Here is a 23,145-nt window from a genome sequence, read left to right as displayed (position 1 = left end):
GTGCAAAAAAATGTTGTGGGGTTTCAACTAAAAAAGTTAAATATATTTTTATATTAATTAATTGGTTATATGAACACGTATAATTATAGAGCTAGCCTATACGTGTTAATAATTTGAAAAACTGTAGTACACTTGGTATTCAAATTACAAGCTTTTAACAACAAGGATTGATAGTGCCTGCAATTTTACAAATAGAAAAACAATTTATTTTAAAATTGAGTAGCGGATTTTTTATTACCAATCGTCTTAAGCTGTAATGGCAAAACAATAACAACAATTGCCAAAACCACACACACACGAGACACACACTCAATGACAAAAGACACACTATTTTATAAGGCTTATCTGGCCTCGCGCAAAGGTCTCTCAAATGTAGTGGCACGCATAGTGCCTCCACATGAAATTGAAGACATTGTGCAAGAAACTTACGTGCGAATTTGTCAAATAAAAAACACTGAAAACATTTGCTCACCAAAATCTTTTATTTATAAAACGGCGCGTAACCTAGCGCTCGATTATCAAAAGCAAGCCAATATACGACTAGTCGATAGTATCGACAACATGGAAGCATTAGAGCAACTCTTAACGGAACATCAGAAAGACGAAATGTACGAAAATGCGCTTACCGATTGCGAATTTTCAAATTTTTGTGAAGCTGTCAGGCTTTTGCCTGTTCAATGCCGTAAAGTGTTTGTATTAAAAAAAGTGTATGGTTATTCGCAGCGAGAAATTGCTGCTCAATTAAACCTTAGTGAAAGTACCGTGGAAAAACATATAGCAACCGGCGTAAAACGTTGTACGCAGTTTATGCGACAATCTGAAAAAAGTGTGTATGGCAAACCTAACTCTTCTTCACAAAAAAGTGCAGGGGGTAGTCATGAGTAATGTCCACCATATAGACGAACGAAATAATAAGGCAGTCGAAGACGCACGCCTTGATTGTGCAAGTGAATGGCTTGCTAAGCTCGATAGAGGTTTAACTAAACCCGAAAAAGACGCATTGCAGCTCTGGTTAGCTCAGTCATATAAAAACGTCGAAGTATTACTTGAAGTTGCACACCTATGGGACAAGATGGGTGAACTCAGCCGCTTATCTGATCTATTCCCGCAATCACAATCTAGACAAAAACGCCTCCCTGTGTGGTTAGGTGCAACGGCCGCTTCTGTTTTATTGGCTGTTGCACTTAGCTTTTTTCAAGAAGCATTTAATTTTTCATTTTTTTATCCCGTTAATCGGTCAGCTGTTGTCGCTAAGCAACTTAACTTTCAAACGGGTGTAGGTGAAAGCAAAGACATAATTTTGCCAGATAAAAGTGAAATTACATTAAACACTAATAGTTTTGTACAAATAAGATATACCCGAGACTCTCGAGTAATTAACTTACTGCGGGGGGAGATACATATAAATGTGGCGCATGATAAGGCACGGCCTTTAAGTGTTATTGCTGGTGATAAAGTTATTCAGGCAGTAGGCACTGCGTTTAATGTTGAAGTGGGTGAAAAACAAATAGAATTAATAGTCACTGATGGAAAAGTGCTTGTTGCCGAACAAAGTAATTCGCAACCATCAAGCCTCCAAAAAAATGGAACAAATAAGCTTGGTAAATTTTTATCAAATAACTCTACAGCAGTTTCTAAAGGTGAAAAGCTCGATTTAAGTTTCAAAGGTAAAATAGCTAAGCACGTTGAAAAAGTAGACCCTATAGACGTAGCGGCTAGTCTTTCTTGGCGTAAAGGAAGCCTTATTTTTAGAGGCGAATCTCTTGCCGATGCCATGGCCGAGATTAGTCGATATACGAATATAGACTTTGAGCTTTCTGATGATGAGCGTTTAACAAGGGTACAAGTCGCTGGTATGTTTAAAACAGGCGATGTTAAGGGCTTATTAGAAGTATTAAATAATAATTTTAATATTAGTTATGAAAGAATTAGCCCAGATAAAATTCGTTTAAATTACGCAGATCCAAGCGCTTCAATATAGTACAGTACACAATAATAAAAATCAGGACACACAATCATGACATCATCTTTATCGCCGAGGAATAATAGCTCGGCGCACACATCAAACACGTGCTCACTTTTTTACGTAATTTTTATCTCTGCCGTGGCTGCTATTGGTGGCTTTTTATTTGGTTTTGACTCAGGTGTTATTAACGGCACAGTGTCGGCACTCGGTAATGCTTTTAACTCAAGCAGTGTAGCTACGGGCTTTAACGTAGCGTCTGTGTTACTTGGCTGCGCCCTAGGTGCACTTGCTGCGGGGCCGCTGGCTGATAAATTTGGCCGCCGTGCAATTATGATCATCACCGCGATTATTTTTGCCATTAGTGCCTTTGGGTCGGGCATTAGCGAAAGCTCAGCTGAATTTATTTTTTATCGCTTATTTGGTGGCTTAGGTATTGGTGCTGCATCAGTATTAGCGCCAGCTTACATTGCTGAGGTTGCACCACCAGCACTTCGCGGTCGTTTAGCTACACTTCAACAACTCGCTATTGTACTGGGTTTGTTTGCTGCGTTTTTAAGTAACTATTTAATTGCTGATGCCGCAGGTAGCGCGCAAAATATTTTAATGCTTGATACAGCCGCTTGGCGCTGGATGTTTTGGGCTGAGCTTGTGCCTGCTGTGTTGTTTTTAGTGGGTGTTTTGTTTATTCCGGAGTCGCCTCGTTATTTAGTGGCGCAAGGTAAAGTAGACGATGCTAAAGCAGTATTTAGTAAAATATCGAACGACAACGTTGATGCGCAAATAAGCGATGTTAAACGCTCATTGCATAGCGACACAAAGCCAAGTATTCGCGATTTATTTATTGATAACAGTAAAAAAGTACACCCAATTGTTTGGGTGGGTGTTGCGCTGAGTGTATTTCAGCAATTTGTGGGTATTAACGTGGTGTTTTATTACGGCTCTGAGCTTTGGCAGGCCGCTGGGTTTGACGAGTCGCAATCGCTATTTATAAATGTACTCGCAGGTACTACTAATATTGTATCAACCTTTATTGCCATTGCCCTAGTTGACAAAATTGGCCGTAAACCACTGCTCTTAGTAGGCAGTATTGGTATGTTTATTAGCTTAAGCGCGCTTACTTATATATTTGGTAGTGCAGGCCTTGATGAAGCAGGCAAACTTGCCCTTAGCGATAACATGGGTACGTTTGCACTGATTATGGCTAACTTATTTGTGGTATTTTTTGGCTTAAGTTGGGGCCCTGTTGTATGGGTATTATTAGGCGAAATGTTTAATAATCGTATTCGTGGTGCAGCCCTTGCTGTTGCAGCTAGCGCACAATGGATTGCTAACTTTGCCATTACCATGACCTTCCCTATTATGCTGGCCAATATTGGCCTTGCCGGTGCTTATGGCTTTTATGCGTTATCGGCACTTATAAGCATATTTTTTGTTGTTAAATACATAAAAGAAACACGCGGTAAAACGCTCGAATCTATGTAATTTTTAAAAGCGGTGATATTAATCACCGCTTTGCTTTTACATACAATGGCGTTATTTAAGAGTGATTGTTTGGATGAGCTCAACGTTAATTAATAAATATATTTTAAACTGCTGTTAATACGTAAACGCTCCTTTTACCAGCAAGCTTTTACTACCAAAGTTTATAGCTACCGATTGCATACTTAAATATCACTACAGCTCAATACGTTAGCGAAACTATTAACTTAAGTTAAGGTTGAATAGCAATCTACGCTCATTTATTTTAACTTTATAACCATTGCCGTATTACCTTTTATTATAACTAATCTATTTAAATTCCTTTTTAGAATATCAAAAATTAGCTATTGTCCGCCCATTCCAACTTTATGTATTTACTAAAATGAAAAAACAGTTAATTTCAGGCTTAGCTTTAACGTGTGCGTTAGGTTCGTTCAGTGCATTTGCTACTAATGGTTATTTTACTCACGGCTATGGCATGACCCACAAAGGCATGGCTGGCGCAGGTGTAGCGCTGTCAGAAGAGTTAATGTCTGGCGCTAATAATCCAGCAACCTTTTTACCTAACGGAACAGAGCTATCTCTGGGCTTAGAGCTTTTTTCACCTGAACGAAAATATACTGCATCAAAAGTAGATACTTTTTACCCTGGCGCATTTTATCTTGAAGCAAAAACACAAAAAAGCGACAACACTGTATTTGCAATTCCAGAGTTTGCTATTGGCCATCAATTAAATGAAAAAGTAAATATTGGCTTATTAGTGTATGGCAACGGCGGTATGAATACCGAGTACGGCGCAGAATCCTCTCCTGAGGGGACTTTTTACGCTGGTACAACGGGCGTTGATTTAAAACAACTCTTTATTAGCCCAACAGTAAGCTATGAGTTGAATGAACAAACACGCCTTGGTGTATCCCCTATTTACGTGGTGCAACAGTTTGAAGCGCAAGGGCTTGGAAACTTTGCTCCTTTTTCGCAATCACCCCAAGCGCTCACAAATAATGGCACCGATACAAGCACAGGCTTAGGCATTCAACTAGGTATTAGCCAAGATATAAATTCGTCATTAAGCTGGGGGGCGAGTTACCGCTCATCAGTGTCTATGCAAGAGTTTGATAGCTATAAAGGTTTGTTTGCAGAGCAAGGCGGATTTGATCTACCAAGTTCGTTTCAACTTGGCGCAGCCTACAAGCTTACCCCAAGTAATCAGGTTGTATTTGATTGGCAAAAAATAAATTACAGCGAAGTAAAAAGTATTGCAAATCCAATCAGTAACTTGGTGTCAGCACCTTTGGGGGCTGATGCAGGAGCTGGGTTTGGCTGGAACGATATGACTATTTATAAGCTTGACTATCAGTGGCAACGTACATCGCAACAAAAAATTCGTTTTGGGGTATCTTATACTGAGCAACCTATTCCTTCATCAAACGTTTTGCTTAATATTTTAGCCCCGGGCGTTCAAGAGTGGCATTTTACTACTGGCTTTAGCCATTCTTTTACCAACAAGGTACAATTAAACGCTATGGCTTTTTATTCGCCAGCAAAAAAAGTAACGGGTGCTAACTACTTAGCGCCTAATCAACAATTATCAATCGAAATGAAACAAACCGGTTTAGGCGTTTCTATTGTTTGGGAAATTTAAAAATGATAACAGAATTCACCCCAGTATCGGCTGCAATAGGCGGGGCATTAATAGGTATAGCGTGTACGTTATTACTGGTTTTATACGGAAAAATTGCGGGCATATCAGGCATTGTTAAGTCTGTATTCGCTAAAGCAAATTCAGACTCTCGTTGGCAGTTATACTTTATTTTAGGGTTGTTGTTGGCAGGAGTGGCTGTAAGGGTATTTGCGCCTTCTTTATTAGAAGGCGAATTGCAATTACCGCCTTGGCTTATTGTTGTTGCAGGGCTTTTAGTTGGCGCTGGTACAACGTTAGCTAATGGGTGCACAAGTGGCCATGGTGTGTGCGGCATGTCGCGCTTTTCTACTCGCTCTTGGGTTGCAACATGCACATTTATGCTTGTCGCCTTCATTACAGCAAACCTTGTAGGATAAATAATGAAAGCAATTATGATGGTTGTTATAGGCTTTATATTTGGCTTAGGACTTATTATTAGCGGGATGACAAACCCTGCTAAAGTGATTAACTTTCTTACCTATGGAAACCAATGGGACGCAAGTTTAATTATAGTGATGGCTGTTGCCATGCTAATAATGATGCTGACATGGTTATGGGTTGCAAAAAAAGAGAAGCCACTTCTTTCAGGAACGTTTAATTTAAGTGATTTAAAAAAAATTGATGCACGCTTAATTATCGGCTCGGTACTTTTTGGTTTAGGCTGGGGTTTAAGTGGTATATGCCCAGGCCCGGGTTTGGTTCAATTGGTGTCTCTTAAAATGGAGTTTTTATTATTTTTTGCAGCCGTGCTAGGCGGTATGTGGTTAGCCAAAAAAGTATAATATTTGCTGCCGACTAAACTCGGCAGCTACTTTTATCCAAACAAAGGTACATAACTTGCTGCAATATATATAAAACTATATTGAACAGGTTTAAGTTATGCTAAATAAAGCGCTGGAATTTTCTAACAGCACACCTTGGTTAGGCGCAGCGTCCTCCCTATTACTTATAGCTATACTACTGTTTTTAATTCGTTTTTTTGTAATGTACTGGCTAAAAAAATGGACTTCAAAAACCAAATTTATATTCGATACTTTACTAATAGAGTCAATATCTAAGCCGCTAACACTGTGCACAATTATTGTGCTACTCACCATTTTAGAGCACGACACTTTCATTATTGGTACTTCTATTTCTCAACAGATCCCTTTTAATAGCATTAATATTGTATTAGCTCTGCTTGCACTTATTATGTTTTTAGACCGCTTTATTATTGGCACTATTAATTACTATGGTAAACAATCTGCCGTTGTTTTTAATTCAAAAAGCATAATTAAAGGCGTGATACGCGTTACATTATCGTCAGTGGGATTACTGGTTTTAATGGGCACGTTAGGTATTTCTATTACACCTATTATTGCCTCGTTAGGTATTACATCACTAGCTGTTGCCCTTGCTTTGCAACCTACCCTTGAAAACTTTTTTTCTGGCGTGCAGCTAGTAATAGATAAACCTATAAGGGTGGGTGATTTTATTGAGCTTGAATCTAAGGAGCAAGGCTTTGTTGATCATATAGGCTGGCGATCTACATGGGTTAAAATGCTACCCAACAATATGATTATTATACCTAATAGCCAATTATCTAAATCGCGTATTATTAATTACTTTTACCCTGAAAAAGAGCTAAGCGTACCTGTTGATATAAGCGTGCATTACGATTCAGATTTAGAATTTGTTGAGCAAGTAACACTCGAAGTGGCTCGTGAAATACTTATTTCACACGAATGGGGCGTTGATGATTACAATACCTTTGTGGTTTTTCATACCTTTGATAGATCAAGCATTAACTTTACGGTAATGCTTAGAGCTAAAGAATACTTTAATCGCTTTTGGGTTAAATCTGCTTTTATAAAAGCCCTGCATAAACGCTATAAAAAAGAAGGTATTGTAATCCCCTTCCCTATTACGGCTATTAACACGACTCAAGAAGCCGCTAAATTTAATAGTGATAAAAAGGTGCAAGGCGACACTTAAAAAAAGCGCGAGTGACTCTCGCGCTAATAAGTATTAAAACTTGTAGGTTATTTGCCCAATAATTTCACGAGGGCTGCCAGGAAAGTGGCCGTTTCGCTCACTAAATCCACTAACCGCGTATTCTTTATCAAACAGGTTATTAATATTTACACTCAGTAATACGTCGTCAAAGCGACTCGTCCAGCTCATATCAAATACAGTAAATGGTTTTACTTTTTGGCCACTGGTACTCAGTTGCTCACTTACGTAATTTGCACCAAAGGCAATTGATGAGTCAATTGAATCAATAGCGTAGCGAGTCCATAAACCTGCCTGGTGGCGTGGTGCATTAGCAAAGCGCGAACCATCTCCAAATGTATTTGAAAGCGTATCACCCGTTACGCCGTCTACCACTTGCGTATCGTTGTAAGCGTAGTTAGCCGTTACGGTCCAGTGCGCTGATAAATCACCGACTAAAGTTGTTTCAAATCCTCGGCTTTCTACTTCACCTATATTTAAAAGTGCAGCAATGCCATCCCCCGCTCCCGTATCGTCAGGGTTGCTCATTACCACGTTTTCTTTATTAATTTGGTAAATTGCAAAGGTGCTCATTATTTTGCCATCGAGCCATTGGTTTTTCATACCCAGCTCGGTTTGCTTACCGGTCTCTGGTTCTAAATTACCTTCGCCTTCTACATCTTCTTGGTCCGCTGATGATGTAGGGTTAAAGCTCTCTGAGTAATTAATATATACCGATGTGTTTTCTACTGGCTGATAAGTAACAGCAACGCGCGGCGTTATATCGTTATCTGAGTAACTAAAACCTGTTTCTTGATTAAACTCTTTAAAATGGTCATAGCGCAAACCTGCAATTATTGTCCACTGCTCGCCTATGCTAATTACGTCTTGCGCGTATACACCAAATCGGTCGGTATCTACGCCATCGCGGTTCATGTCGGTAAGGTTATAAGTACTTGGATCGGTTTCACCGTAGTTTAAATTAAAAATATTTAAATTAGCGACGCCATCGGCCTCATATCGGGCGCGAAAGTAGTCATATTCGGTATCAACGGTGTGGTAATCACCACCAAATAAAAACTGATGGGTTAATTGTCCTTGTCCAAAGTTATAAACAAAGTCGGTGGTTACACTTGCCTCTTTATTGGCACGAAATTGCTTACGGTATTCACGCTTAATCGTTTCATCGTCAATATTGGCAACGCCATCACCATTTACATCTACCCAGCTTTGCGACTCATGGTAGGCTTGGTCTCGCTCGTTATCCATGTAACGAAACGTAGTACTTAACGAAAAATCATCATTAAAATAATGGCTAAGTTCTGCTTGAAGCACCAAAGCTTCCATATTTTGATAATCAAACGCCTCATTGGCGTTATAACTTGGGTCAACTAAAAAGTTACCGTTGTCATCTACCGGTACGCCACGTAAGCGGTTTCCGCCTAGGTCTTGTTTAATGTAGTCAACACTTGTGGTTAGGGTTGTTGAATCTGTTAAATCAAATAACAATCCGCCTGTCAGCTCGGTGTTTTTTGAGTCTGCATTGTTACGAAAGCTGTCTTGCTCTTCATAGTAACCACCCAATCTATAAGCCATTGTATCGCTTAAACCACCAGTCATATCGAGTGATGCACCACGGGTGTTGTAGTTACCCAAAGTAAGCTTTAGTTCGCGTTTTTGTGTGTAGCTTGGCTTTTTGGTTACGTAATTAATCATCCCACCAGGTTCGCCCCCGCCATACAAAGCAGAGGCAGGCCCTTTTAATACTTCAACACGTTCAACATTAAATAACTGCGGTACACCAAAGCCCGAATATGGGTCGCCACGTACGCCATCGTAAAATACATTGGCATCGTCTCTAAAACCACGAAAAGTTACGCCTGAGTAGCTGTATTCACTGACACCCGCAATAGAGCGGTATAAATCGGTAATGTCGCGCGCGGCTTGGTCAATAATAAGTTGCTCGGTTAACACCTGAGCCGATTGCGGAAGCTTAATAAGATCTAAATTAGTTTTGGTACCAATTTTACTTTCGGTTTCTAGGTAAAATTGCTGGGCACGGCCAGTTACTTCTATTTTTTCAATATCGTTATTTTGCTCGGCAAATGCCACATTAGAAAAAGCAGAAAAAGACGCAGCAATACTGAGCGCCAAATATTTTTGGTTAAACATATTGATCCAGAGAAGAGGTTTATAAAACGTTGCGAATGATAACGACTATCATTAACGTGTGCAATGTAAATAATTTCATATTCATCCTTATTTTTCGAATGAAGAGTTTTTGAGTAGCACACTAAATTTGCAGCTCAGCATTAAAAAAATTAATTAGCATTACTGGAATACGAAATTGATATAATATAACATACCTTTAATTGTAATTTAGTAAGATTATTAAATGATAAATAAACTGCCCGTCACAGTGTTATCAGGTTTTTTGGGGGTTGGTAAAACCACTGTACTTAGCCATATTCTTAATAACAGGCAAGGTAAAAAAGTGGCTGTTATAGTTAACGATATGAGCGATATAAATATCGATGCAGCCACTATTAAAAACGATGTATCGCTCAATCACAGTAACGAAAAGCTCGTTGAAATGAGCAACGGTTGTATTTGCTGCACCCTACGAGAAGACTTACTTGTTGAAGTGGGCAAACTTGCCAAAGATGGGCGTTTTGATTACCTCGTTATTGAATCAACCGGTATTTCTGAGCCATTACCTGTAGCCGAAACCTTCACATTTGCCGATGAAAATGGCGTCTCACTGGGTGATATTGCCACCCTTGATACTATGGTAACGGTGGTTGATGCCGTTAACTTTTTAAACGACTACGAACAAGCAAATGATTTACAAGATACTGGCGAATCGTTAGGAGAAGACGACGAGCGAAGCGTAGCCGACCTACTTGTTGACCAAGTTGAATTTGCCGATGTAATCTTAATTAGTAAAACTGATTTAATTACAAACGATGAATTAAATAAACTCACTGCCATTTTAAATACGCTTAATACTCAAGCTAACATTATTCCTATTTCAAACGGCCATATTAATATTAACGAAGCGCTAAACACCGGTTTATTTAATTTTGAACGTGCCCAACAAGCACCGGGGTGGCTTAAAGAAATGCGTGGTGAACATATTCCCGAGACTGAAGAGTATGGTATTAGCAGCTTTAATTACACTGCGCGCCGCCCATTTGACCCAGAAAAGTTTTATAACTTTCTTCATAGCACCGAACAATTTGGCAAACTTATTCGATCAAAAGGGTATTTTTGGTTAGCAACACGCCCTTTATTTTGCGCGCAGTGGAGCCAAGCAGGCGGTATAGCTCATTACGGATTTGCTGGTATGTTTTTTAAAGCCATCCCCCAAAAAGACTGGCCTACAGAGCCTGAACTGCTTGCTGACATAAATAACACATGGGTAGAACCCTTTGGTGATATGCGCCAAGAGCTTGTGTTTATTGGTCAATCATTAAATAAACAAGCGATGATTAAAGCGCTTGATGACTGCCTACTACCAGAAGATGCGGTACTTAAGGGTAAGGACTTTTGGAGAACCTACAACGACCCGTTTCCTATTTGGGAGGAAAAGTAATGAATGCCCTAGCCCCAATAACTGCGCAAATAAAGCCTGCGGAACCGCTGTACCGAAAAGCAGCTAAAGAGTGTGACGCCGATGTATTGCCACAAATTTATAACCAAGACACTAACATTGTTATTTGGCAAAGAGACCTTGAGCAAACATTAACAAATGCAGTTAATACTCTCATTAGCGCAAATGCTTTAAAGCCACTAGAACTTGCGGTATCGCCCGATGATGCGTTTGATCAATTAATAAAAGCGCTTAAACCAGAAGATAATAACCGCGATGAAGTTAAAGCTCTGTGTGAAGATATCGCACTGTTGGTTGAAATGTTTTGCTGCCTGTTTGATTTAAAACGCGCCGGTTTAAGGCTAAAAATATTAGATAAACCTATGTGCCCGCGTTTTCATGTAGACAAAATTCCGTGCCGGCTAGTTACTACCTATCAAGGTGTTGCTACGCAGTGGTTAAATCACAGCGATGTAAACCGCTCAAAGCTAGGTACTGGTAATTTAGGTAAACCCGATGAAGAGTCTGGTTTATTTAAAAGCCTAAATAATATTAATCAACTCAAGCAAGGTGATGTTGCCCTGCTTAAAGGCGAGTACTGGGATGAAAACGAAGGTGCAGGGCTTGTACATCGCTCACCCCCGGTGGCTGAAAATGAGCAACGCTTATTACTTACGCTCGATTTTATCTAAAATTTGTTGTGGTGATAAACGCTAAGCTAATGCGCGTTTATCACCCTAGCGATTACTTCGTACAAACCTTGTGTGCTTACAGGTTTAGATACAAAGTCATCCATACCTACACTTAAACAGCGCTGTTTATCATCTTCGTAGGCATTAGCGGTAATTGCAATAATGGGCACATGTGCCTTAGTGTTTACTTCGTTAGCACGTATGGTTTGGGTACATTCGTAACCATCCATATTTGGCATTTGGCAATCCATTAAAATTAAGTCAAAGGTATTACCCTTAAGCACTTTTAACGCTTCAATTCCATCGTTAGCCATTGTAAGTTGTACATGAGTTGGCTCTAACATTTTTGCAATTACTTGGCGGTTTATGGGGTTGTCTTCTACCAATAGTAATTTTTTGCTACCAAGGTTAGGTACTGATTGCGACTGTACTGCGGCTGTGTGCTTTATAAACTCAGCTTTAGGCGCATTAATGTAAAACTTAAGCATGCTGCCTTTACCGGGTTCACTATTTAAAGATATTTCACCCTGCATTTTTTTAATTAACCCTTGGCTAATGGCCAAACCTAGCCCGGTACCGCCATATTTACGCGCAACACCTACATCAGCTTGAGTAAACTCACTAAACAATAACGATTGCTGATCTTTTTCTATGCCTATGCCGCTATCAGACACACTCACAAATAATTGCTGGCCACTGTAATCAAACGATAAACGCACAAACCCGCGCTCAGTAAACTTATACGCGTTAGATAATAAATTAATAATAACTTGGCTTAAGCGTAAATCATCTACGTTAATACAATCTGGCAAGGTGTTACTACACTGAACTATAAACTGCACATCGTCAGAGCTTACAATGGGTGAAAACAACGATTTAATATTTTCGATAAACGGCGCTAAATTTGTAGGACGCGGGCTAATTTGCATTGCATTAGCCTCAATTTTAGAAAAATCTAAAATATCGTTTAAGATTTTTAATAAGTTTTGAGCACTTTTTTGTTGCGTATCTAAAAGATCTCTTTGCTCGTCGGTTAACGAACTATCACGCAGCAATACTTCACCCATGCCCAAAATACCGTTCATTGGGGTGCGTAGTTCATGACTCATATTTGCTAAAAACTGCGATTTAGCCACATTAGCTAAATTAGCACGCTCTACTGCTTGCTTAAGCTTGTTAGTTTGCTCAGCAACTTGTTTTTCTAGCTGCTGGTTAAACTCACTGAGTTGTTTGTTTAGGTCTTGGTTTTTTATATTTGACGCTTGCAGGTTTTCTATTGAATGCTGCAGCGCAGTGGCTAGCATTTCAAACTGCTGTTGTAGTTGCAATACTTCTTGCCAACTTGAATCTGTATTAAAAGTATGTTTTTTTGATTTATTAAAGCTTTGCATTAAATTAGTTAAACCACTAATTGGCTGCACTAATAAGTTTGCAAGTTGGCGTACAAACAGCACCACCATAATAATTAGCATAGCGCCTAGCAAAATACTTGGCAGCCATGCTTTGGCTACAGCCATACTCAAATGTTTACGATTATAAAAAGTGATTACTTGCCATTTGCTCTGCGGATTAACATATCTAGAACTATGGTAGACCTCATTATTATTGGAGCGAAATAAATTTTTATCGCCCATATTACGCGCATTAAAACCATCTTCGTTAAAGTCGGTTAATATTTTAAACTGCTCAAGCGAGCTAAAAACCACTTTTTGTTTATCATCCAGTACAACTAACTCGCCAGTATTTTCAAATAAATTAGGAATAAACTGCTCTAATCGTCCAAGCTTTAACGACCCCTCTACTACGCCGAAAAACTCACCATCACGATAAATAGGTGCCGACAGCGCAACAATGGCTTCATTGCCAAGCCCTCGCCCTTGAAACACACCACCGCTATAACCGAGAGGATATTGCTTAGCCTGATTAAAGTACTCGCGATCAGTGACATTACGCTGCGCCTTAGTTAGCCCCGCTATAAGGTTATTAGGCGACGTTATTTCGACGTAGCCGCTAGGGTTTGCATACAAGCTTGTAGCAAACCCTGGAAATAGATTCATTAGCCTTTTTAACTGCTGCTCACTATCTGTGCCCGCGCTTATGGCGTCGCTACTCATTACAATGGCATTTTTATGAAACGTTAAATAATCACTTAATTGAGTGCTTATATATTTGGCTTTTTCTTCAAGCTGGGCGTCTACCTCATACTCTAACCGAGAGTGGTGATCGTTCACTAAAATTACACTGGTAAGCAGTATAACCAATATAATAATAACGCTTACAACATAGCTAAGAATGCGAGCAAGAGGCCTGCCCTGATAGGCACGGCTGGCGTGGGGTACAAATACACTAAATAAATCAACTAAAGCTAAGCTAATTAACGCATTTATGAGGTACTTTGATATTGCAACAACTAGCGTTAACCATGGCAGACCAATAAGAAACTGCCCTATTCCCCAAATTATAGGTAAACCAACTAACAGCCAAAAAACAGTACCAAGAGGGAGTATGGGTTTAGAGCGGCGTAAACAAAAAGTGTAAAGCCAAAAAAGCTCGAGTAAATAAACAATACTCGGCCAGCAATGCCCCCACCTATAAAGTAAAAAGCCAGATACAATCGCAAGGCTTAAGCACGCATAACGCAGCCCAATAAACACTAAGCTACATAATACAAATACTTGCCCAAATAAAAACTCAGAACTGTCGAAAAAATATAACGGCGAGAGGTTAACTAAACCCCCTAGCAACCCTAATAAAACAGCGAGTGTCCACTTACTTCTTTGAGGCATTACTTCAACCCTAGAGTACTTTGTTAACACGCAGTGTTAAATTAATATAATTGCTACATTATTGCGTACAAGTTAAAAGTTGTCTAGCGAGAAAAGGAGCTGGAAACTATTAGGTATTATGGATTAATTTAGTGAAAAAATATATATATTAAGGAGTTAGCGATATACACCCAATGTTGCTTGAAGTATAAGTTGGCATAACCAAACTCGGTTTTATTGCTCCACAGCGACAAAAGTGGAAGCGTAAGTTGACATAAAGTTGAATCATAAAATGGCATAAAGTGACTGGTTTTCTTAAATTAAAAGCTCCTGATACCAAAGCCAGTTTTTTAATGCTAAAAAATTCCGATTAATTTAGTAGAAATAGATATTTCTCATTAAGACTTAAACACCGTTAAGTTTCAATTTTTGATGGTGAAGAAAATGCTTGGATAAATTTTATGGGATATCTATGTCGATGACATGACGTACCGATTCGCAACAAACGATTATATTAGCACATCAAGAATAGTGGAAATATCACCTCAGAACCAGCTAATCAAAACTGTCAGTGGTAGCCTTTATCAAGTTATTGGAAAAGGCAAAAAGCCGAAGTGCAAATGTGAGTGAGCCATTTAACAATTTGGTTAATACTAAACTATGTCATCTTATGCTTCTGGTTTATGCCATCTTTTAGTACAAATATGTCAACTTATACTTCAAACAACACCCAAATGAGGAATTTGGGTGGCAGTCTTACCAGCCACATCTCGGCACACACGTCACAAACTGTGGCTGCTCCCTTCCGGGCCTGACCAGGTTCGCCTGCTAGTGTTGCGAGAGGACCAATAAGACTACCATTGAGGGCCTTGGTTGGCGCGGGAAGGATTATCTCTACTTTTGCTCTGTTATTCAAGGGATAATCTAAAAAGAAAGTGCGATTGCATACTTCATATACAATCGCGACGTATTTAGCTGTTTTAGTGCGTATTAATTGTTCTCTAACTGCGCTTTTATATTACGAAGTGCTGCTTTTACTTTTTTCATGTTTTCTGGACCCATACGTAAAAGCTGTTTTTGCGCAGCAGGTAATTGCTCCCACTCCGAAAACGCATACTGATACGTCACTGAATCGCGAAGTAACGGCAAGTCACCTTCAGGCTCTGGCGTATCAAGTAATAAATCGATTGCATCGGTTAGCGTTTGATTAAACTCATCATCGCCATAACCAATTTCACTGTATGCATTATTAATAAGTGGCTTGTACTCTTCGTACATACGAACGGCTTGCGCTGCACTCATACTGGTAAATATTTTCACATACGGGGTATAACGCTCGTAGCTGTTAGGGTTAATTGTGAGGATATCCCCTTCATTAACGCTAAATTTCTCTTCTGGCTGTACAACAGGCGTGTGCTTTTTAGCTACCTTACCTTTAGCTAGGTTATCTACAAATACAACACCACGGCGAATTACATCGTCGGTCACCATTAGGCTCATTACTGAGTCGCTTAGGTACTCATCCATTTTAGCAACCACAACTGCATCACTTTCGTTAAGTGTTGGTAGTGGCTCTACTTCAGGCTCCGGCTCGCTCGGGCTTTGTACTGGTACTTCAAGCTCGGCTGGTTTTTCTGGCATTACAGATGGCGCGTCTACCACTGGGTCGTTCTCGGGTTTAAGCTCCATCATAGGTTGCTCTTTAACTGCGGGCTCTACCTCAGTGCGTGTTTCTTGCTCGTCACTTGGTGTGAGCAATACGAAGGCAGCCGCACATGCTACGACTATTAAAATAATAACGGCGAAAAGAATATTGTTATTAGGTGGACGTTTTTGAACATCTGATGCTTCTGGTTTATCTGACATACGAACTCCATAAAAATTAAAATGCGATATCACTTAGAGTACGCTAAGTGGATTAAATTCATTCTTACACAAATACTATGACATTTTATAATACGGCAATTATAGCAAAGTAAGTTACCTACTAAATTGGGTGATTAAATAATGTAATAAGCATTAGGGCAGTTATCCTTTGATTCTTCTAGCTTAAAGACTTACAGTTAATAAATAAAGTAAAGACGTAGAACAGTTTAACCACCAATATGAAAATCAAGCAAGTTGATCCACAAAAACCTAAAACTGCCTTATTACTTACAGGTGGTGGCGCACGAGCTGCTTATCAAGTCGGTGTGCTAAAAGCGCTAGCTCATAGTATGCCTCGTACTGCTCCATTGCCATTTAGAGTAATAAATGGCACCTCCGCTGGCGCTATTAACTCTGCTGCATTGGCATGTTACGCTTCTTGTGCGCATTTGGCTGTACGAAAGCTCGAATCAGTTTGGAAAAACTTTTCAACCTCTATGGTCTATAAAAGTGACTTTTTAAGCGTGTTTGGTCATATTGCTCGCAATATCTTAACGAGCTTTCAGTCAGAGCATATTAACCACCCACCAGCGAGCTTACTAAATAACCGCCCTCTGCGTAGTTTATTAAACGAGATTTTAGATTTACACCGCATTGAGCGCAATTTACACCGTAATTATTTAGATGCGCTGTCTATTACAGCCTCAAGTTATACAACGGGTGACTCGGTTGCATTTTTTCAATCTAATACGCAAACATCGTGGCAACGTGCTAAACGCGAAGGCCGCGCAACTCGTATTAATGTTGAGCACTTAATGGCATCAAGTGCCATTCCTATGGTGTTTCCAAGTGTAAATATTTATAACCATTACTTTGGTGATGGCTCTATACATCAACTTTCTCCGCTGAGTCCGTCGATTCATTTAGGCGCTGAAAAAATATTTATTATTGGGGTCGATCAACCTAAAGAATTACACCCGCCGGGTTATTCGCCACATTATCCTGGACTCTCTGCTGTTGCGGGGCATTTACTAGACAGTGTATTTACCGACACTATGCAATCGGATTTAGAGCGTTTGGCTCGTGTTAACCGAACATTAGGGCTATTACCCGCGCGTGACAAACATCAAGAACTTAAACAAATAGATACCTTTGTAATTAACCCATCGCAAAACTTTAATGCTATTGCAGCACAGTATTACGACGATATGCCTTGGGCTATTAAAGTATTGCTACGTACCATAGGTGTTAAAAAACATTCGCAATCGAGCTTAACCAGTTATCTATTGTTTGAAAAACGCTACACCCAACATTTAATGCAAATTGGTTATGAAGACGGTATGAAAAAATTACCGGAGATACGCAAGTTTTTAGAACTAGATTAAGCTCAAACAGAAACGTTATTCTATTCCGTCGAGCAGGTAGTGCTCTACCCGCTCAACACGCCTTGGTTTACCTTGTAACACTAAAACGTCATTAGCCAATAAGGTTGTTTGTGCTGATGGCGTGTCTATTTCGGCTCCTTCTCTGCGCAGCGCTTTTACCAGTACCCGACGCTTTTCTAAATTTAGATTTTCGATTGTTTTATTAACTGCATAAGCTTTATCAGGCAGAGCAACCACATGTAAGTACTCTAACCGGTCACTTGATGTATCTTCGTTATCTTTAAAATAGCCTGCATAAAAGCTTTGCATTAACGGATAACGATTACGACGCTCTTTACTTACTCTTCGCACAATACGCGTCATCGGTACGCCCGACATAGACAACACATGCGACACGAGCATTAAGCTTGCCTCTAACGACTCAGGTACTACTTCGGTTACACCTAGCTCTTTTAAATAATCTAGCTGGCTATCGTCACGGGTACGAATGAGTATTTTAACATTGGGTGCTATTTGCTTTATGGCATCAATAACAACCTGTGCATGATCAAACTCTGTAAAAGTAATAATAACCAAGCGAGCTCGCTCTACTCCTGCGCACTTTAAAATATCTTTTTGTTTAACATAGCCAAATATGACAGGCTCACCCGCCGCTTTGCCTTCTTGTACTAAAATTGGGTTACTTTCAATCGCAACATAGTCTATTGCTTCGGGCTTTAAAAAACGCGCTATAGTTTGCCCAACTCGCGAAAAACCACAAATAACAACATGGTCACTATAAAGCGTACTACTTTGTGGCTCACTCTCGAGCGCCAAACTTGGGCGATCGAGTATGCCTAAACGCTCTAAAATAAATGGCGTTTTATCAATCAAAAATGGGGTAAATGCCATTGAAAGCACACCAAGGGCAATTAAAAATGAAGCTTGCTCTGAATTTAATAATTGATGCTGGCCAGCAAGTGCAATAAGTACAAAGCCAAACTCCCCCATTTGCCACAGCATAATGCCACAGGCGAGTGAATCTTGGTTTCGCTCATGCATTAGCCGCGCGCTAAAGGCTACCACTGCAATTTTTAACACCAGTAAACCCAGCAAGGCGCCAATAATTATTACGATATGCCCCAGTACAAATAAAATATCCAGCTGCATACCTACAGTAACAAAAAATAGCCCCATTAAAATATCGCGAAATGGGCGTATATCGGCCTCTAACTGATGCCTGTAATGGCTCTCACCTAACATCATTCCGGCTAAAAAAGCACCTAGCGCCATAGACAAGCCAAACATATACGTTAAAAAGCCTGCAAACAACGCGACTAATATGGTGGTAAGTACAAATAACTCATCGGTTCGTACTTGCGCTATTTCTTTAAACACAATGGGCAATACCCATTTACCAATTGCCCAAAGAAGCACACATACAAATGCGCCTTTACTTAGGGCAAACGCTAAAGCCCAGCCAATACTTTGAGAGTCACTTGATGCAAATAAAGGAAGTATTATTAATAGAGGAACAACAGCAATATCTTGAAAAAGTAGAACACCAACGGCTAATTGCCCACGGCGCTGATTAAGCTCACCCGTTTCTTTTAATAGCTTAACTACTACAGCGGTTGAAGAAAGCGCCATAATCGTGCCGATGGTAAAACTGGTGAGTAATGAAAAGTTTAAGCAATATAGAATAATAATGAAGAGTAAACTGGTTATACCTACTTGTAATGAGCCCAAACCAAATACTAGGTTTCGCATTGCCATTAGTCGAGAAATAGAAAATTCTAGCCCTAAACTAAATAACAAAAACACAATACCCAATTCAGCTACAAACTCTATTTCGTGAGATTGTGCAAGCCAGCCAATACCATGACTACCGGCTAAAACCCCCGTTGCTAGGTACGCTAAAATAGGCGGCAAGCCAATGCGCTTAAAAAACCACACAAAAAGAACTGCCGCGACTAATAAGCCAAAAATTTGAGCATTAATACTTTGCAAATGCAGCCTCGCGTTTAAATTAAACTAGTAGCTTGTAAGTAAATATAACAACCATATGTTTTTCATGCAATTTTAAAATATGGCACAAAAATAGCTTAGTTATTGCAAAGTAACACCCTCGGGGGAGAATTTAATGGAAAACGTCCATATTTTGACGCAGCGTGTGTCTGGTCGCGGTGATTTTTTGCCGTTTTCGGCTGAACACTCACCTACAAATGAAATAACTGAAACGCATGAACTCGTCGCAGAGCTACAAACAAGCTTAGTGATCGAGGATGTTCTGGCTATTTACGCTAAATTTGCAAAACAATTGCTCAATTTTTCTGGATTGCAGTTTCAATCAACTTTAGGTACTGCTCAAACATCACAAAGTGATACAAATAGTACACCCTATATTTTTGATTTAGCGATTAATAAAGACCACTTAGGGCAGCTAATTTATTTTAGTAAATTCCCACTTGGTCACGCAATTGAGAAAAAATTACATACATTACATAGTGCGCTGGTTTATCCACTTCGTAATGCGATGATGTATAGCCGCGTACTAAAGCTTGCCACAAAGGATGCGTTAACCGGTTTAAATAATCGTAGTCAATTTAATGACTTTTTACTTCAAAAGCTTGAAAACTGTCGCCGTTATCAACGCCCATTTAGTTTAATGTTGCTTGACTTAGATAACTTTAAACAAGTTAACGACAACTTCGGCCATAAAATTGGTGACGATACACTTAAAGAATTTTCAAAAGTACTGTGTAGCAGTATACGCGGCACTGATTCGGTATTTAGATTTGGTGGTGATGAGTTTGCTTTACTTATTGAAGACCCTGAGTTTACAACTAATAAAGTGATTGCTGAGCGTATAATGTGCTTAGTAAGAAAATCGCCATTAATGTCTAAATACAAAGTTACAACCAGTATTGGTTTTACTTTAGCTAACAGCCAAGATTGCGAAACTGAGATATTTGCTCGAGCCGATAAAGGTTTATACAAAGCAAAGGCATCAGGTAGAAACTGCGCAAAAGCATACTAGCCTTTACTTAACTGCATTAAATAAAAAAGCCTAGCTTCCCCCGCTAGGCTTTGCACTTACCAATTTATAAATAAACAACGCAGCACAAAAACCAAAAAAGAATCCGCTAATTAAATTAAGTAATGCGGTAATAGTAGCAAGCGGTGTAAATAATACTAAAAGCAGTGGCAAGCTCACGCCTAAAATAAAAAACAATCCACCTTTACCTAACCAATAAGCTAATAAAAGTACTGCAGATGCAATCCCACCAGCGACTGCATAACCTAACGTGACTATATTTAACTCAAGTAAAACATTAGCGATAACAGCAATAAGCGCTGTTATTAGCATACCCATTGGCGCTTTTGTTACTAACGATAAGCCAACATGCGGCTGTTTACTCATTTATTTACACTCCCAAAAAATACCATTTTCATCAACATGCTTAGCACTTATAAAATAACCAACCACTTGAACTAATTCATCATTATAAAAAATAAGTGGTACACTGGCGCGTAGCCACGGCGCTATTTTTGCATCTTTAAACCAATGCTTAACTGTATTACTACCAGGCTTTTTAAATGGTTTAATACGTGCGCTATTGCAATTAAAGCGCACTATTACTTGCTCATTTGAGTGTGGAGGTCTTACTCCAAAACCAATGCTTTTAATTAATAAGCGCCCGTCTGCAAGTTTTAGCTGTGAATGATTTAGCTCAATATCTGTTAATACTTCATTTGGTGTTACAAAATACAAATAACCTTGATGACGACGTATTTGCCCATCGAGCAAATCAATACGCATTTGTGCGTCGTTTTTTGCGCACATTGCTTGATTAATAATTTGCTCAAGCTGCTTTTGCGATGGCATGACCTGTGTAAATAATGTAAGCCACGCACGTACTATATTTGCAATACGCGCTGAGCTGTATTCGCTTATTTGGCTAATGCACAGTGCTTGGTACTCGTTAATACACTTATTTAAATCAAGCTGAGTGTACTCATCAAGTAGTGTTTGCTGTTGTTGTAGTAGCTCAATACTTCGTGCTGTACATTGTTCAAACCCAGTAAAACGCTCGGCTAACACAGGTACTATTTTTGAGCGTAAAAAGTTACGGTCAAAACTTTCATCTGTATTTGAGTCATCAGTTATGTGGTTAATACTAAAGCGCGCCGCAAACGCTTCTATATCGCTTCGCTTTACGTTTAACAATGGCCTAAAACATACACGGCCACTTTGCAGCAAACGCGCTTGGTGCATGGCGCCAAGCCCTTTTAAACCCGAGCCACGCTTTAAGCGCAGTAAAAACGTTTCTACTTGGTCGTTTAAATGTTGGCCCAATAAAACAATGCTGCCTTGTGGGCTTAGCTCATCAAGTGCTTTGTAACGTGCATCGCGAGCTTGGGCTTCAAGGCTCGTACGCGACTGCTGCTCAATTACAACTTTTGCGACTTTAAAAGGCACATCAAGCTCAATACATACATTCTTGCAAAAGCGTTGCCAGTCATCAGCATACTGGCTCAAGCCATGGTGAACATAAATAGCCGATACATCAATTGCAGGATTATCGGCTCTTAAAGCACGCATTAAATGCAGCAACACCACAGAATCAACACCACCAGAAAGCGCCACAGTAAAAACAGTGTTACCTTGCTCAATATAGCTATTTAGTGATTTTTTTAATTGCTGATAAATTGCTGTTGTATGCATATGGCCGCACTTTTATATAAAAACTCTGAACATTTTAAAGCAAAAAAGCCGCATAAGCGGCTTTTTTTTAACAATTAATGTGTTTAGCAATAACCAAACGACATTAAACGTTTGTAACGTTGATCAAGCATTTCTTCAAGCGTAAGCGCTTGTAAGTCTGCTAGGTCACGCTTAAGGCGTACTTTTAAGTTACGTGCCATAGCATCGTAATTACGATGTGCACCACCTAGTGGCTCATCAACTAAGTTGTTGATTAAGTCTAGCTCTTTAACGCGCTCTGCAGTTACACCCATTGCTTCTGCTGCAAGCGGTGCTTTGTCAGCGCTTTTCCAAAGAATAGACGCACAACCTTCAGGCGAAATTACAGAATAAGTGCTGTACTGCAACATGTTAACTCTGTCGCCAACACCAATTGCTAATGCACCACCTGAACCGCCTTCACCAATAACCGTACATATTGTCGGCACTTTAAGTGACGCCATTACTTTTAAGTTACGTGCGATTGCTTCAGATTGACCACGTTCTTCAGCGCCAACACCTGGGTATGCACCTGGTGTGTCAATAAAGGTCATGATTGGCATTTTAAAACGCTCAGCCATTTCCATTAAGCGTAATGCTTTACGGTAACCTTCTGGCTTTGGCATACCAAAGTTACGTTTAATTTTTTCAGCAGTATCACGACCTTTTTGTTGGCCAATAACCATTACCGGTTCGCCATCTAAACGCGCAATGCCACCTAAAATAGCTGGATCGTTAGCAAAAGTACGATCGCCAGCAAACTCGTCAAATTCCGTGAAAATGCGCTCGATATAATCTCGAGTGTAAGGACGCAACGGATGACGTGCTAACTGTGATACTTGCCAAGCGCCTAAATTAGAAAAAATCTCCTGTTTTTGTTTGGCACTTTTTTCTTTTAATTTGCTGACTTCCTCTTCTAACTCAAGGTCTAATTCGCCAGCGCGGCTGATACTTTGTAATTCTTCAATTTTTGCTTCTAATTCTGCAATTGGAAGCTCAAAATCAAGATAATTGAGGCTCAT

At 39.6% G+C, this 23,145-nt stretch carries 18 protein-coding genes and 1 other RNA gene; 11 read left to right on the top strand and 8 right to left on the bottom strand.

Annotated features, from left to right (window positions below; translation table 11 throughout):
* Window positions 1–312: 312 nt before the first annotated feature.
* From H5157_RS08860 to H5157_RS08830, 7 genes are all read left to right on the top strand, one after another.
* Window positions 313–885, top strand: a complete 573-nt coding sequence (locus tag H5157_RS08860) for an RNA polymerase sigma factor (RefSeq protein ID WP_002958279.1) — start codon at window positions 313–315, stop codon at window positions 883–885.
* A complete protein-coding gene (locus tag H5157_RS08855; protein WP_182716195.1) occupies window positions 878–1,981 on the top strand; it encodes a FecR family protein in 1,104 nt (367 codons plus the stop codon). Before H5157_RS08860 ends, H5157_RS08855 begins: the two co-directional genes overlap by 8 nt.
* Window positions 1,982–2,017: 36 nt before the next feature.
* On the top strand, window positions 2,018–3,448 hold the full coding sequence (locus tag H5157_RS08850) for a sugar porter family MFS transporter (RefSeq protein WP_182724553.1): 1,431 nt from the start codon (window positions 2,018–2,020) through the stop codon (window positions 3,446–3,448).
* A gap of 379 nt (window positions 3,449–3,827) precedes the next feature.
* Window positions 3,828–5,087, top strand: a complete 1,260-nt coding sequence (locus H5157_RS08845; RefSeq protein WP_182724552.1) for an OmpP1/FadL family transporter — start codon at window positions 3,828–3,830, stop codon at window positions 5,085–5,087.
* A gap of 2 nt (window positions 5,088–5,089) precedes the next feature.
* A complete protein-coding gene (locus H5157_RS08840) occupies window positions 5,090–5,503 on the top strand; it encodes a YeeE/YedE family protein (protein ID WP_021032090.1) in 414 nt (137 codons plus the stop codon).
* A 3-nt stretch (window positions 5,504–5,506) separates the two neighbouring features.
* Window positions 5,507–5,908: a DUF6691 family protein gene (locus H5157_RS08835; protein WP_002958285.1), complete on the top strand. Its 402-nt coding sequence runs from the start codon at window positions 5,507–5,509 to the stop codon at window positions 5,906–5,908.
* Window positions 5,909–6,005: 97 nt separating this feature from the next.
* Window positions 6,006–7,100 (top strand): mechanosensitive ion channel family protein, encoded by a 1,095-nt coding sequence (locus H5157_RS08830; protein ID WP_182724551.1) that lies wholly within the window; start codon window positions 6,006–6,008, stop codon window positions 7,098–7,100.
* A 33-nt stretch (window positions 7,101–7,133) separates the two neighbouring features.
* Here the strand turns inward: H5157_RS08830 and H5157_RS08825 are convergent, their stop codons facing one another.
* A complete protein-coding gene (locus H5157_RS08825) occupies window positions 7,134–9,269 on the bottom strand; it encodes a TonB-dependent siderophore receptor (protein ID WP_182724550.1) in 2,136 nt (711 codons plus the stop codon).
* 223 nt (window positions 9,270–9,492) lie between these two features.
* Here H5157_RS08825 and zigA point away from each other — a divergent pair, with 223 nt between their 5' ends.
* Entirely contained in the window at window positions 9,493–10,692 is a 1,200-nt protein-coding gene (gene zigA / locus H5157_RS08820) for a zinc metallochaperone GTPase ZigA (RefSeq protein WP_182724549.1), read from the top strand.
* Complete coding sequence (locus H5157_RS08815) at window positions 10,692–11,381, top strand: DUF1826 domain-containing protein (protein WP_182724548.1); 690 nt, start codon at window positions 10,692–10,694, stop codon at window positions 11,379–11,381. The genes zigA and H5157_RS08815 overlap by 1 nt, the downstream gene beginning before the upstream one ends.
* A 26-nt stretch (window positions 11,382–11,407) precedes the next feature.
* Here the strand turns inward: H5157_RS08815 and H5157_RS08810 are convergent, their stop codons facing one another.
* The 3 genes from H5157_RS08810 to H5157_RS08800 all read right to left on the bottom strand — a co-directional run bounded on the left by H5157_RS08810 (window position 11,408) and on the right by H5157_RS08800 (window position 16,012).
* A complete protein-coding gene (locus H5157_RS08810; protein WP_182724547.1) occupies window positions 11,408–14,167 on the bottom strand; it encodes a response regulator in 2,760 nt (919 codons plus the stop codon).
* Between the two features lie 733 nt (window positions 14,168–14,900).
* Window positions 14,901–14,997: signal recognition particle sRNA small type (ffs, locus tag H5157_RS08805), an RNA gene on the bottom strand.
* 139 nt (window positions 14,998–15,136) lie between these two features.
* Entirely contained in the window at window positions 15,137–16,012 is an 876-nt protein-coding gene (locus tag H5157_RS08800; RefSeq protein WP_182724546.1) for a DUF3014 domain-containing protein, read from the bottom strand.
* A gap of 239 nt (window positions 16,013–16,251) precedes the next feature.
* On the opposite strand from H5157_RS08800, the gene H5157_RS08795 reads away from it, so the two are divergent.
* The gene (locus tag H5157_RS08795) at window positions 16,252–17,397 is read left to right on the top strand and encodes a patatin-like phospholipase family protein (RefSeq protein WP_002958292.1); all 1,146 of its coding nucleotides are present in this window, start codon (window positions 16,252–16,254) and stop codon (window positions 17,395–17,397) included.
* 15 nt (window positions 17,398–17,412) lie between these two features.
* Here H5157_RS08795 and H5157_RS08790 read toward each other — a convergent pair whose 3' ends face one another.
* Window positions 17,413–19,386: a monovalent cation:proton antiporter-2 (CPA2) family protein gene (locus H5157_RS08790; RefSeq protein ID WP_182724545.1), complete on the bottom strand. Its 1,974-nt coding sequence runs from the start codon at window positions 19,384–19,386 to the stop codon at window positions 17,413–17,415.
* Between the two features lie 133 nt (window positions 19,387–19,519).
* Here H5157_RS08790 and H5157_RS08785 point away from each other — a divergent pair, with 133 nt between their 5' ends.
* Window positions 19,520–20,416, top strand: a complete 897-nt coding sequence (locus tag H5157_RS08785) for a GGDEF domain-containing protein (RefSeq protein WP_182696038.1) — start codon at window positions 19,520–19,522, stop codon at window positions 20,414–20,416.
* Window positions 20,417–20,446: 30 nt separating this feature from the next.
* On the opposite strand, the gene H5157_RS08780 is transcribed toward H5157_RS08785, so the two are convergent.
* The 3 genes from H5157_RS08780 to accA all read right to left on the bottom strand — a co-directional run bounded on the left by H5157_RS08780 (window position 20,447) and on the right by accA (window position 23,145).
* Window positions 20,447–20,800: a hypothetical protein gene (locus H5157_RS08780; RefSeq protein ID WP_024606283.1), complete on the bottom strand. Its 354-nt coding sequence runs from the start codon at window positions 20,798–20,800 to the stop codon at window positions 20,447–20,449.
* On the bottom strand, window positions 20,801–22,105 hold the full coding sequence (gene tilS, locus H5157_RS08775) for a tRNA lysidine(34) synthetase TilS (RefSeq protein ID WP_182724544.1): 1,305 nt from the start codon (window positions 22,103–22,105) through the stop codon (window positions 20,801–20,803).
* A gap of 83 nt (window positions 22,106–22,188) precedes the next feature.
* Window positions 22,189–23,145, bottom strand: a complete 957-nt coding sequence (gene accA, locus H5157_RS08770) for an acetyl-CoA carboxylase carboxyl transferase subunit alpha (protein ID WP_002958297.1) — start codon at window positions 23,143–23,145, stop codon at window positions 22,189–22,191.

The organism is Pseudoalteromonas sp. SG43-3 (assembly GCF_014164385.1).
In the GTDB taxonomy this organism is placed as follows: domain Bacteria; phylum Pseudomonadota; class Gammaproteobacteria; order Enterobacterales; family Alteromonadaceae; genus Pseudoalteromonas; species Pseudoalteromonas distincta.
This window is presented reverse-complemented; position numbering and strand designations above follow the sequence as displayed.

Coding starts and splice junctions, on each gene's coding strand:
- H5157_RS08860 (WP_002958279.1), top strand. CDS start 313: ATGACAAAAGACACACTATTTTATAAGGCTTATCTGGCCTCGCGCAAA.
- H5157_RS08855 (WP_182716195.1), top strand. CDS start 878: ATGAGTAATGTCCACCATATAGACGAACGAAATAATAAGGCAGTCGAA.
- H5157_RS08850 (WP_182724553.1), top strand. CDS start 2,018: ATGACATCATCTTTATCGCCGAGGAATAATAGCTCGGCGCACACATCA.
- H5157_RS08845 (WP_182724552.1), top strand. CDS start 3,828: ATGAAAAAACAGTTAATTTCAGGCTTAGCTTTAACGTGTGCGTTAGGT.
- H5157_RS08840 (WP_021032090.1), top strand. CDS start 5,090: ATGATAACAGAATTCACCCCAGTATCGGCTGCAATAGGCGGGGCATTA.
- H5157_RS08835 (WP_002958285.1), top strand. CDS start 5,507: ATGAAAGCAATTATGATGGTTGTTATAGGCTTTATATTTGGCTTAGGA.
- H5157_RS08830 (WP_182724551.1), top strand. CDS start 6,006: ATGCTAAATAAAGCGCTGGAATTTTCTAACAGCACACCTTGGTTAGGC.
- H5157_RS08825 (WP_182724550.1), bottom strand. CDS start 9,269: ATGTTTAACCAAAAATATTTGGCGCTCAGTATTGCTGCGTCTTTTTCT.
- zigA (WP_182724549.1), top strand. CDS start 9,493: ATGATAAATAAACTGCCCGTCACAGTGTTATCAGGTTTTTTGGGGGTT.
- H5157_RS08815 (WP_182724548.1), top strand. CDS start 10,692: ATGAATGCCCTAGCCCCAATAACTGCGCAAATAAAGCCTGCGGAACCG.
- H5157_RS08810 (WP_182724547.1), bottom strand. CDS start 14,167: ATGCCTCAAAGAAGTAAGTGGACACTCGCTGTTTTATTAGGGTTGCTA.
- H5157_RS08800 (WP_182724546.1), bottom strand. CDS start 16,012: ATGTCAGATAAACCAGAAGCATCAGATGTTCAAAAACGTCCACCTAAT.
- H5157_RS08795 (WP_002958292.1), top strand. CDS start 16,252: ATGAAAATCAAGCAAGTTGATCCACAAAAACCTAAAACTGCCTTATTA.
- H5157_RS08785 (WP_182696038.1), top strand. CDS start 19,520: ATGGAAAACGTCCATATTTTGACGCAGCGTGTGTCTGGTCGCGGTGAT.
- H5157_RS08780 (WP_024606283.1), bottom strand. CDS start 20,800: ATGAGTAAACAGCCGCATGTTGGCTTATCGTTAGTAACAAAAGCGCCA.
- tilS (WP_182724544.1), bottom strand. CDS start 22,105: ATGCATACAACAGCAATTTATCAGCAATTAAAAAAATCACTAAATAGC.
- accA (WP_002958297.1), bottom strand. CDS start 23,145: ATGAGCCTCAATTATCTTGATTTTGAGCTTCCAATTGCAGAATTAGAA.